This is a genomic window from Paracraurococcus lichenis (assembly GCF_030657435.1).
Lineage (GTDB): Bacteria > Pseudomonadota > Alphaproteobacteria > Acetobacterales > Acetobacteraceae > Paracraurococcus > Paracraurococcus lichenis.
Map to the genome: position 1 here is coordinate 62,156 of NZ_JAUTWS010000018.1, position 14,163 is coordinate 76,318.

The 14,163-nt window shown below is 70.7% G+C and carries 12 protein-coding genes; 9 read left to right on the top strand and 3 right to left on the bottom strand.

The window, feature by feature from the left end; all coding sequences use genetic code 11:
• The first annotated feature begins 55 nt into the window (after positions 1 to 55).
• From aspS to Q7A36_RS19210, 7 genes are all read left to right on the top strand, one after another.
• On the top strand, positions 56 to 1,870 hold the full coding sequence (gene aspS, locus Q7A36_RS19180) for an aspartate--tRNA ligase (protein WP_305105345.1): 1,815 nt from the start codon (positions 56 to 58) through the stop codon (positions 1,868 to 1,870).
• 101 nt (positions 1,871 to 1,971) lie between these two features.
• Positions 1,972 to 2,799: a cell envelope integrity EipB family protein gene (locus tag Q7A36_RS19185; RefSeq protein ID WP_305105346.1), complete on the top strand. Its 828-nt coding sequence runs from the start codon at positions 1,972 to 1,974 to the stop codon at positions 2,797 to 2,799.
• A 116-nt stretch (positions 2,800 to 2,915) separates the two neighbouring features.
• Positions 2,916 to 3,353: an antitoxin Xre-like helix-turn-helix domain-containing protein gene (locus Q7A36_RS19190; RefSeq protein WP_305105347.1), complete on the top strand. Its 438-nt coding sequence runs from the start codon at positions 2,916 to 2,918 to the stop codon at positions 3,351 to 3,353.
• Entirely contained in the window at positions 3,350 to 4,018 is a 669-nt protein-coding gene (locus Q7A36_RS19195; protein ID WP_305105348.1) for an RES family NAD+ phosphorylase, read from the top strand. Before Q7A36_RS19190 ends, Q7A36_RS19195 begins: the two co-directional genes overlap by 4 nt.
• A gap of 102 nt (positions 4,019 to 4,120) precedes the next feature.
• A complete protein-coding gene (locus tag Q7A36_RS19200; RefSeq protein ID WP_305105349.1) occupies positions 4,121 to 5,083 on the top strand; it encodes an isopenicillin N synthase family dioxygenase in 963 nt (320 codons plus the stop codon).
• Complete coding sequence (locus Q7A36_RS19205) at positions 5,083 to 6,654, top strand: ABC transporter substrate-binding protein (protein ID WP_305105350.1); 1,572 nt, start codon at positions 5,083 to 5,085, stop codon at positions 6,652 to 6,654. Before Q7A36_RS19200 ends, Q7A36_RS19205 begins: the two co-directional genes overlap by 1 nt.
• Before the next feature lie 463 nt (positions 6,655 to 7,117).
• Positions 7,118 to 7,999, top strand: a complete 882-nt coding sequence (locus Q7A36_RS19210; protein ID WP_305105351.1) for a TauD/TfdA dioxygenase family protein — start codon at positions 7,118 to 7,120, stop codon at positions 7,997 to 7,999.
• Between the two features lie 7 nt (positions 8,000 to 8,006).
• Here the strand turns inward: Q7A36_RS19210 and Q7A36_RS19215 are convergent, their stop codons facing one another.
• Positions 8,007 to 9,011 (bottom strand): DctP family TRAP transporter solute-binding subunit, encoded by a 1,005-nt coding sequence (locus Q7A36_RS19215; RefSeq protein WP_305105352.1) that lies wholly within the window; start codon positions 9,009 to 9,011, stop codon positions 8,007 to 8,009.
• A 133-nt stretch (positions 9,012 to 9,144) separates the two neighbouring features.
• Here Q7A36_RS19215 and Q7A36_RS19220 point away from each other — a divergent pair, with 133 nt between their 5' ends.
• Entirely contained in the window at positions 9,145 to 10,677 is a 1,533-nt protein-coding gene (locus Q7A36_RS19220) for a UxaA family hydrolase (protein ID WP_305105353.1), read from the top strand.
• 210 nt (positions 10,678 to 10,887) lie between these two features.
• A complete protein-coding gene (locus Q7A36_RS19225) occupies positions 10,888 to 12,198 on the top strand; it encodes a CHRD domain-containing protein (protein ID WP_305105354.1) in 1,311 nt (436 codons plus the stop codon).
• A 249-nt stretch (positions 12,199 to 12,447) separates the two neighbouring features.
• Here Q7A36_RS19225 and Q7A36_RS19230 read toward each other — a convergent pair whose 3' ends face one another.
• Together Q7A36_RS19230 and Q7A36_RS19235 are read right to left on the bottom strand one after the other, a co-directional pair.
• Complete coding sequence (locus Q7A36_RS19230) at positions 12,448 to 13,296, bottom strand: fumarylacetoacetate hydrolase family protein (RefSeq protein WP_305105355.1); 849 nt, start codon at positions 13,294 to 13,296, stop codon at positions 12,448 to 12,450.
• A 109-nt stretch (positions 13,297 to 13,405) separates the two neighbouring features.
• The gene (locus Q7A36_RS19235) at positions 13,406 to 14,155 is read right to left on the bottom strand and encodes an SDR family oxidoreductase (protein WP_305105356.1); all 750 of its coding nucleotides are present in this window, start codon (positions 14,153 to 14,155) and stop codon (positions 13,406 to 13,408) included.
• Positions 14,156 to 14,163 lie beyond the last annotated feature (8 nt).

Consider the following 14,163-nt stretch of genomic DNA (forward strand, 5'->3'; position numbering starts at 1 on the left):
GGGGGGGCGGACGCCTCAAACCGCCCGACCTCAGCGATCCGGGTTTTATCCTCACATGCATGCCTACCGCACCCATACCTGCGGCGCCCTCCGCGCCACCGACGCCGGCCAGACCGTGCGCCTCTCCGGCTGGGTGCACCGCAAGCGGGACCATGGCGGGCTGCTGTTCATCGACCTGCGCGATCATTACGGCCTGACGCAATGCGTGGTGGCGACGGGCAGCCCGGTCTTCGAGGCCGCGGACCGGCTGCGGGCCGAGAGCGTGATCACCGTGACCGGCGAAGTGGTGCCGCGCGAGCCCGGCACCATCAATGCGAAGCTGCCGACCGGCGAGATCGAGTTGCGGGTGCGCGAGCTGGTCCTGCAATCCGGCGCCGAGGTGCTGCCTTTCCAGATCGCCGGCGAACAGGATGCGCCTGAGGAACTGCGCCTGCGCTACCGCTTCCTGGATCTCCGGCGGGAGCGGCTGCAGCGCAACATGATCCTGCGCGCCCAGGTCATCCAGGACATCCGGGAGCGGATGATCGCCACCGGCTTCAACGAGTTCCAGACGCCGATCCTGACGGTGTCCAGCCCCGAGGGCGCGCGCGACTTCCTGGTCCCGGCCCGGCTGCATCCCGGCAAGTTCTACGCCCTGCCGCAGGCGCCGCAGCAATACAAGCAGCTCACCATGGTCGCGGGCTTCGACCGCTACTTCCAGATCGCCCCCTGCTTCCGCGACGAGGCCGGCCGCGCCGATAGAACCCTCATGTTCTACCAGCTCGATGTCGAGATGAGCTTCGTCACCCAGGAGGACGTCTTCACGACGATGGAGCCGGTGCTGCGCGGCACCTTCGAGCGCTTCGCCGAGGGCCGCCACGTGGATGCCGGCCCCTGGATCCGCATCCCCTATGCCCAGGCGATGCTCGACTACGGCACGGACAAGCCGGACCTGCGCAACCCGCTGGTGATCCGCGACGTGACGGCGCAATTCGCCGGTTCCGGCTTCGGGCTCTTCGCCAAGATCGCCGCCGGCGGCGGCGTGGTGCGCGCCATCCCGGCGCCGGGCGCGGGCGGCAATCCGCGGTCCTTCTTCGACAAGATGAACGAATGGGCGCGCGAGCAGGGCGCCGGTGGCCTCGGCTACATCACCTTCGAGGCTGCCCCCGCCGGAGGCGACGAAGCCATCCCGAAGGGCCCGATCGCCCGCAACCTGGAAGCCGACCGCGCCGAGGCGATCCGCGCCGCCTGCGGGCTCAAGGCGGGCGACGCGGTGTTCTTCGCCGCGGGCAAGGAGGCCGAGGCCGCCAAGCTCGCCGGCCAGGCCCGCCTCAGGCTCGGCACCGACCTCGGCCTGACGGCCAAGGAGGGCTTCCGCTTCTGCTGGATCACCGACTTCCCCTTCTACGAGCTGAACGAGGAGACGGGGCAGGTGGACTTCAGCCACAACCCCTTCTCCATGCCGCAGGGGGAGATGGAGGCGCTGGAGACGAAGGACCCGCTGACCATCCCCGCCTTCCAGTACGACGTAGTCTGCAACGGCTACGAGATGGCCTCTGGCGCGATCCGCAACCACAAGGCGGAGATCATGGTGAAGGCCTTCGGCATCGCGGGCTACCCGCCCGAGGCCGTGGAGGAACGCTTCGGCGGCATGCTGAACGCCTTCCGCTACGGCGCCCCGCCGCACGGCGGCATGGCGGCCGGCATCGACCGCATCGTCATGCTGCTGGCCGAGGAGCCCAACCTGCGCGAGGTGAACCTCTTCCCCATGAACCAGCAGGGAGAGGAGCTGATGATGGGCTCGCCCTCCCCGGTGGAGGAGCCGCGGCTGAAGGAACTCCATATCCGTACCGTGCTGCCGCCGGCCAAGGGCGGCGCCAAGCCGTCCTGAGGGCCGGGCCGCGCAAGTTTGCGCGGCGGAATCCCGGCCCGGGCGTTTGCGCGGGCGGGCACCTGCCCTAGATGCACCCGATCGACCGAAGGACCCGAGCGATGCCGCTGCGCCGCCATCTCCTCGCCACCCTGGCGGCACTCGGCCTCGCCGCCGCCCTGCCGCGCCCCGTCCCGGCCGCCGAGCCGGGCGCGGAGGCCATGATCGGCCACCGCGCCGCCTACAAGCTGACGCTCGACAAGGTGCGGGACAATTCCGACATCGCCCGGGCCGAGGGCGTGATGCTCTATGAGGTGGTGGATGCCTGCGACGGCTGGGCCACCCGCCAGCGCTTCCAGCTTCGGATCACCGACCGCGACGGGCAGGATGTCGAGACCACCTCGGACTACTCGACCTTCGAGACGAAGGACGGGAAGAAGCTCCGCTTCAGCCTGACCCAGACCAGCCAGGGCGCCGTCTCCCAGCGCATCGCCGGCGATGCCGAGACGACGCCGGAGGGCGGCACGGTGAAGTACACCGAGCCCGAGGCGAAGGAGGAGACGCTGCCCGAGGGCACGCTGCTGCCGATGCTGCACACCATCCGCAGCCTCGCCGCGGCCAGGGCCGGGTCGCGCATGCTGGTCGTGCCGCTCTTCGACGGCACCAGCGCGGAGGGGGCGCAGGACACGACGACGGTGATCTCCGCCTGGACCCCGCCGCAGGCCAATGCGCGCTTCCCGGACCTCGCCAAGCTCGGCAGCGCGCGCATGCGCGTCGCCTTCTTCGACCGCGACAAGGGGAGCGATGCCGGCGGCGCCAGCGCCCCGGACTACGAGGTGGGGCTGCGCTATTTCGAGAACGGCGTGGCCGACGACCTGAAGATGGATTTCGGCGAGTTCAGCGTGGACGGGAAGCTGCAGGAACTGTCGATCCTGCCCAATCCCTGCTGACCCGCCCCGGGCACCGGCGGCCGGGTCGCGTTCCCGGGCCATGCGGGCGCTCCGCTCTCGATACTTGATTCCTCCGAATCTGGAGTCTATCTTCTCCGGGTGAGGAGGACCCTGCCATGGGTGCCCTGGCCTATGCCGCGACCCGCCATGCCCCGCCGGCGCTGGTCGACCTGGGATCGAAGGCGGAGCGGGAGCGGCTGAGCGCCTCCGCGCTGAAGGCCTTCTTCGCCATCGCCGAACGCTGGAAGCTGAAGGACGAGGAGGCCCGCGCCCTGCTGGGCGGGCCGGCCGCCAGCACCTTCTACGAGATGAAGCGCGCGCCGGAGGGGCGGGTGCTGGACCAGGACCGGCTGACGCGCCTTTCCTACCTCATCGGCATCTTCAAGGCGTTGCACATCCTGCATGGCGAGGCGCTGGCCGACCAATGGGTCGGCCTGCCCAACGGCAACCGCATCTTTGGCGGCAGCACGCCGCTCTCCTACATGATCCGCGGCGGCGCCCCGGCAATGCAGACCGTCCGCCGCCTGCTGGATGCCCGCCGGGGCGGGCTGTGACAGCGCTGCCGCCGACCCGGCTGGTCCGGCGGCAGGACACCCACCGGCTCATCCCCTCGCAGTACAGCGTGCTGGCGCGGATCGCCGGCGACGACGCGCAACTGCGCGACCTCTTCGACCTCGACAATGCCACCAACGAAAGGCTGCAGGCGGAGGCCGGCCTGCTGCCGGGCATCGGCATCGAGGAACTGGTCTTCGGCATCCCCTTCGCGCGCATCGTCAACGCCGCCTTCGTGCATGCGCATCCGCTCGGCAGCCGCTTCAACGGCCCCGAGCGCGGCGCCTGGTATGCCGGCTTCGAACTGGAGACCTCCATGGCCGAGGTCGCGCACCACAAGGCGGTGCAATATGCCGAGATCGGCCGCTTCGACGACGTCGTGACCTATGACGACTACCTCGCCGACATCGCCGGCGAATTCCACGACCTGCGTGCCGCGCCGGTGTTCGCCGATTGCCTCGACCCGGACAGCTACGTCGCATCCCAGGCCCTGGCGGAGCGGGTGCTGGAGGCGGAGGGGCTCGGCATCGTCTATCCCAGCGTGCGGCGGGCCGGGGGCACCTGCCTCGCGGTCTTCCGGCCTGCGCTGGTGTCGCATGTGCGGCGCGACACAACCTGGCGCTTCGCCTGGACGGGCAGCCCGGTGCCGGAGATCGGCCGGGCCTGAGCCTCCCGCGGTTTGACCGCCCCACCCCGGCCATGATGGACTGCCGGCAAGCAATCGCCAGCCGGACACGGATTTCGTCACTGCATCCGCAGGAGAGCCGCCATGGCCGCCGATACCGCCGCCGCGCCCGCCATCCCGATCATCGATCTCGGCCCCTATCTGGCCGGTGAGCCCGGCGCGCTGGAGGCGACCGCGGCGCAGCTCCGCCACGTCAACGAGACGATCGGCTTCATGACGATCGTGAACCACGGCGTCCCCGCCGCCCTGGTCGAGGAGGCCTTCGCCGCCTGCGCCCGCTTCCATGCCCAGCCGCTCGAGGCGAAGCTGGCGGTGAAGGCGAATGCCCAGCTCCAGGGCTATGTCCCGCTGCGCGGCAGCACCACCCGGCACTCGAAGATCAACCCGGACAACAAGCCGAACGAGAACGAGGCCTTCTTCATGAAGCGGGATGGCGAGGACGCGGGCGCGCCCGACCGCTGGCCCGCGGACCTGCCCGGCTTCCGCGAGGTGGCGCTGCGCTACTACGACGCCATGGACGCGCTCGCGCAGAGGCTGCTGCCGCTCTACGCCGTGGCGCTGGACATGCCGCCCGGCCATTTCGGGCCCTTCTGCGACCGGCCGCTGAGCGGCCTGCGCTTCACCCACTACCCGCCGGCGGAGTACGGAGCCAACCAGTTCGGCATCGCGCCGCATTCGGATTCCAGCTTCATCACGCTGCTGGCGCAGAACAAGGTCCCCGGCCTGCAGCTCCGCACCACCGCCGGCGAGTGGATCGACATGCCGGTCATCCCCGACAGCTTCGTGGTCAATACCGGGGAGGTGCTGCACCGCTGGAGCAACGGCCGCTTCATCAACACCCCGCACCGCGCCTACAACGTCTCGGCCGGGCCGCGCTACGCCATCCCCTATTTCTTCCACCCCAATCCCGACACGCTGATCGAGGCGTTGCCGACCTGCCGCGTGCCGGGCGAGGCACCGCGCTTCGAGCCGATGACGGTCGGCGACTACATGGCCTGGTTCCGCAACCAGAACTACGACCACGTCCGCAAGCAGGACGCGGCCTGATGCGCCGCATGCTGCTGGCCGCCGCGCTGCTCGCAGCCGCGGCGGTGGCGCCCGCGCGCGCCGAGGAGAAGGTGCTGCGCGTCTCGCTCAATACCGAGCTGCAGGTGCTCGACCCGATCGTCACGACGATCAACGCGACGCGGGTCTTCGCCTATTTGGTCTTCGACACGCTGGTCGGCATCGACAGCAAGGGCGCCTATCGCCCGCAGATGCTGGAGGGCTGGGAGGTCAGCCCGGACCGCCTGACCTGGCGCTTCCGCCTGCGCGAGGGGCTGGAGTTCTCCGACGGCACGCCGGTGACCGCGGCGGATTGCGTCGCCTCCATCAAGCGCTGGGCGCGGCGCGAATCCCTCGGCGCCCAGCTCCTGCGCGCCGCCGACAGCCTGCAGGCGCTGGACGCGCGGAGCTTCGAGCTGCGCCTGCGCGAGCCCTTCGCCTTCGTCATCGAGGCGCTGGGCAAGCCCGGCCACACCATCCCCGTCATGATGCCGGCCCGCATCGCCGAGGCGCCGGCCGACAAGGCGGTGACGGAGATCGTCGGCTCCGGCCCCTTCCTCTTCCGCCGCGAGGAATGGCGGCCGGGCGACCGCGCCCTCTTCCACCGCAACCCGCGCTACCGCCCGCGGGCCGAGCCGGCGGATGGGCTGGCCGGCGGCAAGGTGGTGAAGCTCGACCGCGTCGAGCTGGTCAGCATGCCGGACCAGGCGACGCGCATCTCGGCGCTGATGGCGGGCGAGCTCGATTTCCTCGAGATCGTGCCCTTCCACTTCATCGACCGGCTCCGCCGCAGCCGCGCCATCACCGTCGCCAACCAGCGCGGGGTGGAGCAGATGGTCGCCATCCTCTCCATCAACCACCTGACGCCGCCCTTCAACGACATCCGCATGCGCCGCGCGCTGCAGGCGGCGATCGGCCAGGCCGATGTCATGGCCTCGCTCGGCCTGCCCGCCGGCATGGCGATGGAGCAGTGCCTGACGATCTACATGTGCGACGGGCCGCTGGCGACGGAGGCGGGCACCGAGGCCTATCGCGGCGCCGGCATCGCGCGCGCCCGGGCCCTGCTGCAGGAGGCCGGCTACAAGGGCGAGCCGGTGGTGCTGCTGCATTCCGAGAGCTCGGCGCTGCTGAACCCCACGGGCCTCGTCATGGCTGACCAGATGCGCCAGGCCGGCTTCAACGTCGATGTCCGCACCAGCGACTATGCGACGGCCGCGGTCCGGCGGATGAGCAAGGCGCCGGTGGAGCAGGGCGGCTGGAACGTCATGCCGATCGTCTGGAACGGCATCGACCTGGTGAACCCGCTGGCCAACCCCGCCGTCGCCAACAACTGCAACGAGTTCAACTCCGGCTGGCATTGCGACGAGCAGACCACGGCCCTGCTGCGGGAACTGGCCGTGACAGCCGATCCGGCGGCGCAGAAGGCGCTGGCGGAGAAGCTGCAGGCGGCCTTCCACCGCAACGTCAACTACGTCCTCGGCGGGCAATTCGCCGCCCCGGCCGCCTACCGGTCCGAGGTGACGGGGGTGGTGCCCTTCGCCTTCCCCGTCTTCTGGAACATCGAGAGGCGCTGATGGTAGATTGAATTCGCTTGCGTGGCGTTCATTGTGCGGTGCAACATGGGCGTGAGGCTAGGGAGGAACCTCAACCGGAGATCCCGCGCCATGCTGCCCTTCTTCCTCGGCCTCGCCACCCTCGTCGTCGTCAACCTCGTCACGGACCATGAGGCCCGGCGCGAGGGCCTCGACGAGCTGAAGGCCGGCCTCCGCCTCGGCTCGTGAGCCTGGCGCGGCGGGGCCTCGGTGCCCCGCCGCAGGCTCATGGCATGGGGCGCGGCCCCTGCTGCACCCCGCCGAGCCCGGCCTGGGAGGCCCTCCGCAGCAGGAGGGCCGGTAGGAGGGTCGGTGTCGGGCGAAGGGCAGGCGAGGCCGCCCCCTGGCGCCCCTGCCCCGGCCGGGGCATGCTTCCCGCCGGCGGCCGCCGGCCGCCCAACAGACGCCCGTTGCCCGGCCCGCGCAGCCTTCCGGAGGATCCGCCATGAGCGCCGGCCTCGTTCTCGACCATTCCGCGCCGCTGTCGGCTCGCCCGCTCGGCGCCACCTTCGGCGCGGAGCTTTCCGGCCTGCGCATCGCCGGCGACCTGCCGCAGGCGGAGGTGGATGCCTTCCTCGCCGCCCTGCACCGCCACGGCGTGGTGCTGCTGCGCGGCGTGCCGGAGGACCCGGGCGCGCAGGTGGCCTTCAGCAAGCGGCTCGGCCCGCTCGAGCGGCATTCCTCCACGGCCCATACCCATCCGGCGCACCCCGAGATCTTCTGCGTCGGCAACTACGAGGCGCCGGGCGGCCCGAAGGCGCATTTCGCCACCGGCGTCGAGCAATGGCATGCCGACAGCAGCTTCCGCCCGGTGCCGAGCCGCGCCTCGCTTTTCTACGGCGCCATCGTCCCGCCGGAGGGCGGCGAGACCTGGTTCCTCGACGCCGTCACGGCCTGGGCGGAGATGCCGCCGGCGCTGCAGGCGCGCATCGAGGGCCGCCGCGGCGTGCACGACCTGAACACGCTCTCCGAGTGGAACCGCCGGCACACGCCCGGCCGCCCGCCGCTGTCGGCGGAGGCGCGGCGGCAATTCCCGCCCGTCGCGCAGCCGCTGGTGCGGCGGCATCCCGTCACCGGCCGCCGCTCCCTCTTCGTCTGCCCCGCCGTCATCAGCCACATCGAGGGCATGTCCGCCGAGGACAGCCATGCGCTGATCGAGGAGGTCATGCGGCACGCGACGCAGGAGCGCTACCTCTACCGCCACCGCTGGCAGGCGGGCGACTTGGTCGCCTGGGACAACCTGGCGACCCTGCACACCGCCACCCTCTTCGACCACACCCGCCATGTCCGGCTGATGTTCCGCACCACGGTGGCCGGGGAAGCCTGAGGCTTGCTCAGTTGGTCGCGCTGGCGATCGCCTGCAGCCGGTCGAACTGCTCCTTCGTCCAGCCCGCGCCCGCCGACGGGTCGGTCAGCAGCGGCAGCGTCACGGCGCGGAAGGGCGCGCGGTCCGGGCGGAGGATGACCTTCCCCTCGCGCTCGAACTGGCCGGGCAGCGCCGCCTCGATCTCCCGCACCGCCAGCGTCGAGCGCGTCGCGGCCTCGCGCAGCGCCTGCTCCACCACCGGCCGGTCGGCCTCGCCGATCCTGCGCCAGGCGCTGCCGCCGATGACGGTGCTGATCGCCTCGGTGATGTGGCCGGTCAGGATGACGTGGCTCTGCACCTCCTGCAGGCGCTTGGCGGCGATGTTCGGCAGCGGGTTCTCCTGCGCGTCCACCGTGCCGTTCTGCAGCGCGAGATAGACCTCGGCGAAGGCGATGGGCGTGGCATTCGCCCCGACCGCGCGGGCGAACATCATGTAGAGCGGCGCCTGCGGCACGCGGAGCTTCAGGCCGCGCATGTCCTCCGGCCGGGTGATGGCGCGGTTGGCGGTGACGTGCCGCTCCCCGGTATAGGTCAGCGTCACCATGTGGTTGCCGCTGGCGCGGTCGTAGCCGGCGGCAAGCTCGCGGAACAGCTCGCTGTCGCGATAGGCCATGAAATGCCCGAAGTCGCGCAGCATGTAGGGCGCGCCGGAGATGGCGATGGGCCTGTACTGCCCGGCGGCGAAGCCGACCGCGGTATAGGCGATGTCGATCGAGCCGAGCACGAGGCCCTGGTTCAGTTGCGGCTCGGAGCCGAGCTGGGAGGCGGCGAAGACCTCGATCTGGATGCGGCCCTGCGTACGCTCGGCGATCTCCTTCGCGGCGCGCAGGGCTTCCAGGTGGTGCGGCTCCGTCGCTTCCTGCACATGGCCCCAGCGGAGCCGGGTCTGGGCGGCGGCGGGCAGGGCAGCAAGCAGGGCAAGCGACAGCGTCAGGGCAAGCGACAGCGTCAGGGCAAGGCGCAGGGGCGCCATGGCAATGTCTCCTCGATCCGTGGCGCTTTCCCCGGACCGGAAGGCTAACGAAGCCGCGCCGCGGCGCAAGCCGGGTGCGGATGGCGGAATCCGGCCCAGCCGCTAGGATATGCCTCGAAAGGGAGCAACCGCCATGGACGCCGTCACCCAGCCACCCGTCATTCGTCTGAACCCCGAGGACGGCGTCGTCATCGCCCGCCAGGTCCTGCCGCCGGGAACGCCGGTCGGCGCCGGCGTCTCGACCGCCGCCCGCATCCCGGCCGGCCACAAGATCGCGGTGCGGCGGCACGGGAAGGGCGAGCCGGTGCGGCGCTACGGCCAGATCATCGGCTTTGCCACCGAGGAGATCCTGCCGGGCCAGTGGGTGCATACCCACAACCTCGCCATGGGCGATTTTTCCCGGGATTATGCCTTCGGCCAGGATGCGAAGCCGACCGAGCCGGTTCCCGTCCCGGCGACCTTCCAGGGGATCGTCCGCGCGGATGGCCGCGTCGCCACGCGCAACTACATCGGCATCATCACCTCGGTGAACTGCTCGGCGCATGTCGCGGAACTCATCGCGCTCGCCTTCCGCCGCAACCCGCTGACCGGCGAGGACCCGCTGGCGGCCTGGCCGAACGTCGACGGCGTGGTGGCGCTGACGCACAAGACCGGCTGCGGCATGACGCAGGGCGAGCCGCTGGCGCTGCTGCGCCGCACCCTCGGCGGCTTCGCGCGGCACGCCAACTTCTCCCATGTCATCGCCATCGGCCTCGGCTGCGAGGTGAATCAGATCGGCGGCCTGCTGGAGGAGCAGCGCCTGTCGGGGCGTCTGCGCAACATGGCCATCCAGGAGATGGGCGGCTCGCGCAAGACGGTGCAGGCCGGCATCGACTTCGTCCGCGAGGTGCTGGACGAGGCGAACCGGGTCACCCGGCAGCCCGTGCCGGCGAGCGAGCTCTGCGTCGCGCTGCAATGCGGCGGCTCGGACGGCTATTCCGGCATCACCGCCAATCCCGCGCTCGGCGCGGCCTCCGACCTCGTCGTGCGGCATGGCGGCACGGTGATCCTCTCCGAGAGCCCGGAGACCTATGGCGCCGAGCACCTCTTCACCCGCCGCGCCGTCTCCCCCGAGGTCGGGCAGAAGCTGGTCGACGTCATGCACTGGTGGGAGGAGTACACGAAGCGCGAGGGTGCCGAGATGGACGCCAACCCGTCGCCCGGCAACAAGCTCGGCGGCCTGACCACCATCCTCGAGAAGTCGCTCGGCGCCATGGCGAAGGCGGGCAGCACGAACCTCGTCGATGTCGTGCGCTATGCCGAGCCGGTGACGAAGAAGGGCTTCGTCTTCATGGACACGCCCGGCTACGACCCGGTCGGCGCCACCGGCCAGGTCGCGGGCGGCGCCAACCTGCTCTGCTTCACCACCGGCCGCGGCAGCGTCTTCGGCTGCAAGCCCACGCCCTCCATCAAGCTGGCGACCAATACGCCGATGTACGAGCGGATGGAGGAGGACATGGACGTCAATTGCGGCACGATCGTAACCGGCGAGGAGACGGTGCAGCAGGTGGGCGCGCGCATCTTCGACCTGATGCTGGCGACCGCGAGCGGCCAGCGGACGAAATCGGAAGCCTTCGATTTCGGCGCGGCGGAATTCGCCCCCTGGGTGCTCGGCGCGACGATGTAGCGGCGTCCGGCAGCGGCGCCGGCCGGCGGCGCTACGGCCGGCATAGTCACCGGCAGAACGACCGATTTTAAAGATCGATTCTGCCGGAACGTGCTTTGTTCCGGAGAATCTCCTGTCATCATCGTGAGGTGCGCCTTGCGCCGCCGGCGGCGTTGCGCACCGGCGGGCGGCGCCTTCGCTGTGGCCTGCGGCCCGCGGAGGAGACAGTTCATGGCCGAGATTTTCTTCAGCGCGGTGGCGCCCGCCAATAATTCGGGCGTGGCAAGCCTGGCGCGCATGACGCTCGACGGCACGACGCTGCATGTGGACCTGGTTGCCATCGGGCTCACGCCCGGGCAGGCGCATCCGATCCAGATCGACGGCTTCCCGGATGGCAGCGGTGCCGCGCGGCTGGCGGTCGCCAGCGACGATACCAACGGCAACGGCATCATCGAGCGCGCCGAGGCGGCGGTGGCGACCGGCGCGCCGCTCTTCGACGTCACCCCCTCCGGGACCAACACGCATGGCGCCGGCGCCGGGGCGGATGCGCCGGTGGCGGATGCGAACGGTGTGCTGGCGCTGAGCCAGAACTACACGCTCGACCCGGCGCAGCCGAACGACGCGCAGCTCCTGTCGCACCTCGCGGGCAGCATCCTGGGCATCGGCGGGACCACGACCGCTACGGCCTTCGATCCCACCCTGCCCGCCGCCCAGGGCCAGGTCCTCGCCCTGACGGCCGCCGATGCGGCCGCCGCCGGCCCGCTCGCCAACGATGCCAGTACCTTCCTGCAGCAGGCCGGCGCGGTGGTGGTCGCGCTCGGCGCCTATACGCTGAAGGTGGATGGCAGCGGCCCGGTCCTGCCGGAGCCAGCGGCGGCAACCCAGCCGGGTGCCACGGAATTCGCCGCGGTGCTGCTCCCGTCCAACAACTCGGGTGCCTACGGCCTCTCGATGGCGCATCTCGACGCTGCGGCGGGGACGTTGCAAGTCGATCTCTGGATGGCCGGGCTGACCCCGGACCAGGCGCATCCCGCGCATATCCATGGCTTCTCCAACAACGCGCCCTCGCTGCTGCCGAATGCCAGCCTGGATACGGACCGCGACGGTTTCGTCGAGGATGCGGAGGGTGAGCGGGTGACCGGCCCGGTGATCCTGACCCTGACGCAGGACGGCAGCATCAGCGATGCGGTCCTGACGGCGAATTCCGGCACCGCCGATGCGTCCGGCAACCTGCAGATCCACCAGACCTACCAGTTCGACCAGAACGACCCGGTACAGCGGCAGATCTTCAGCGAGCTCGAGGATCGCCTGACGGGGCGCGAGGTGCAGGTGCACGGCCTCGACGTCACCGCGCAGCAGGGCGCGGGCACGGTGAACGAGGTCAATGGCGAGGCCGGCTACAAGCCCGGCCTCCCCGTCGCCAACGGCATCTACCTGCCGCTCGACGGCCCGGATGCCTCCGTGGCGCTGGCAAGCCTGGCGCAGACGCTTGAGACGCAGTTCGGCGGCACGTCACCGCAGACGGACCAGATGTTCGCCTGACCCAGACAGGCCAGCGGCTGTTCGGATCGACGAACAGCCGCTTCGCCCGCCCGGGATAGTGGAGCCGTTCCGCGTCCCGTTCGCGGCGTCCGACCGCGAGGACGTCGCCGCCATGGACGCGCGGCGCACCCGTCAGGTGGTTGAGCGCGTCCGATGCCCGGCGGATGTTGCCGCCGCCAGGCGCGGCGGCGCAATGCCCATGCGCCGCCGGCCCTTTCCGTGACGCCGACGATCGGCGGGACGGGCGGGTCAGCCCTCGTAGGCGACGGTGCGCTGCCGCTGCTCGCCCAGGCCCTCGATGCCGAGGCGCATGGTCTGGCCCGCCTTGAGGAAGACCGGCGGCTTCATGCCGAGGCCGACGCCGGGCGGCGTGCCGGTGAAGATCACGTCGCCCGGGTGCAGCGTGATCATGTGCGAGACATAGGAGACGATGGCCTTCACCCCGAAGATCATGGTCCGGGTGGAGCCGTTCTGCATCCGCTTGCCGTCCACCTCGAGAAACATGGCGAGGTTCTGCGGATCGGGGATCTCGTCCTTCGTCACCAGCCAGGGGCCGACGGGGCCGAAGGTGTCGCAGCCCTTGCCCTTGTCCCAGGAGCCGCCGCGCTCGATCTGCCACTCGCGCTCGGAGACGTCGTTGCCGACGGCATAGCCCGCGACATGGTCGAGCGCCTGGTCCTCCGACACGCATTTGGCCTTCGTGCCGATGACGATGCAGAGCTCGACTTCCCAGTCCGCCTTCACGCTGTTCTTCGGGATGATGACGTCGTCGTTCGGGCCGCATAGGGCGCCGAGCGACTTCAGGAACACGATCGGCTCCTTCGGCACCGGCGCGCCGGTCTCGGCCGCGTGGTCGGCGTAGTTGAGGCCGATGCAGACCAGGTTCTTCATCCCCGAGGTCGGCGGGCCGATGCGCACCCCGGCATCGACCGCAGGCAGCGAGGCCGCATCGAGCGCGGCGAGCTTCGCCAGCCCGGCGGGCGAGAGCACCTCGCCCGCGAGGTCGGAGACGACGCCCGAGAGATCGCGGATGGTGCCCGAGGCGTCGAGCAGGCCCGGTTTCTCCTGGCCGACTGGGCCGTGGCGGAGCAGCTTCATGGGTGGGTCCTCCGGAAACGAAATACTGCCGACGCAGGCAGGGTTGGTGTGGCGGCTGGCTGCGTCGGCGCAGGAAAGAGGCGCGGCGGCTTGATGCCGGCGCGAAGCATCAAAGCATCCAGCCGCCGTCGATGACGATGGCCTGGCCGGTGACGAACTGGCTCTCGGGCGCGGAGAGATAGACGACCAGCGCCGCGATCTCCTCGGCCGTCGCCAGCCGGCCCATGGCCTGGCGCGCGACGAAGGCCTGCCGCGCGGCATCCAGGCCGCCGGCCTGCGCCGCATTGGCGGCGATGCGGTCGCCGAGGCTCGGCGTGTCCACGGTCCCCGGGCAGACCGCGTTGCAGCGGATGCCCTTCGCCACGTAGTCGGTCGCGACAGACTTGGTCAGGCCGATCACCGCGGCCTTGGTCGTGCCGTAGAGGAAGCGGTTCGGCGCGCCCTTCACGCTCGAGCAGGCGGAGGCCATGTTGACGATGGAACCGCCGCCCTTGCCGAGCATCCCCGGCAGCGCGGCGCGGATGGTCTGCCACATCGCCCGGACATTCAGCCCGAAGGCGAAGGTCCACTCGTCGTCGGTGCAGGTCTCGACCGAGTTCTGGTGCACGAAGCCGGCGCAGTTGAACAGCACGTCGAGCGGCCCGGCGTCCCGGAAGGCGGCGGCGACGGCGGCATCGTCGAGCACGTCGAGCGCCCTGGTCTCGATCCCCTGCGCCTCGAGCCCCGCGAGCCTAGCGGCGTCGCGGTCGGTGGCGACGACGCTCGCGCCCTCCGCGGCATAGGCGAGGGCGGCCGCCCGGCCGATGCCCTGGCCCGCCGCCGTCACGAAGCACCGCCTGCCCTGCAGCCTGCCGGCCATGGCCCGTC

What these genes read in the sequence shown, in the direction of transcription:
- Q7A36_RS19215 (WP_305105352.1), bottom strand. Translation starts at nt 9,011, where the DNA reads ATGGCGCCCCTGCGCCTTGCCCTGACGCTGTCGCTTGCCCTGACGCTG.
- Q7A36_RS19185 (WP_305105346.1), top strand. Translation starts at nt 1,972, where the DNA reads ATGCCGCTGCGCCGCCATCTCCTCGCCACCCTGGCGGCACTCGGCCTC.
- Q7A36_RS19200 (WP_305105349.1), top strand. Translation starts at nt 4,121, where the DNA reads ATGGCCGCCGATACCGCCGCCGCGCCCGCCATCCCGATCATCGATCTC.
- Q7A36_RS19230 (WP_305105355.1), bottom strand. Translation starts at nt 13,296, where the DNA reads ATGAAGCTGCTCCGCCACGGCCCAGTCGGCCAGGAGAAACCGGGCCTG.
- aspS (WP_305105345.1), top strand. Translation starts at nt 56, where the DNA reads ATGCATGCCTACCGCACCCATACCTGCGGCGCCCTCCGCGCCACCGAC.
- Q7A36_RS19210 (WP_305105351.1), top strand. Translation starts at nt 7,118, where the DNA reads ATGAGCGCCGGCCTCGTTCTCGACCATTCCGCGCCGCTGTCGGCTCGC.
- Q7A36_RS19235 (WP_305105356.1), bottom strand. Translation starts at nt 14,155, where the DNA reads ATGGCCGGCAGGCTGCAGGGCAGGCGGTGCTTCGTGACGGCGGCGGGC.
- Q7A36_RS19205 (WP_305105350.1), top strand. Translation starts at nt 5,083, where the DNA reads ATGCGCCGCATGCTGCTGGCCGCCGCGCTGCTCGCAGCCGCGGCGGTG.
- Q7A36_RS19220 (WP_305105353.1), top strand. Translation starts at nt 9,145, where the DNA reads ATGGACGCCGTCACCCAGCCACCCGTCATTCGTCTGAACCCCGAGGAC.
- Q7A36_RS19190 (WP_305105347.1), top strand. Translation starts at nt 2,916, where the DNA reads ATGGGTGCCCTGGCCTATGCCGCGACCCGCCATGCCCCGCCGGCGCTG.
- Q7A36_RS19225 (WP_305105354.1), top strand. Translation starts at nt 10,888, where the DNA reads ATGGCCGAGATTTTCTTCAGCGCGGTGGCGCCCGCCAATAATTCGGGC.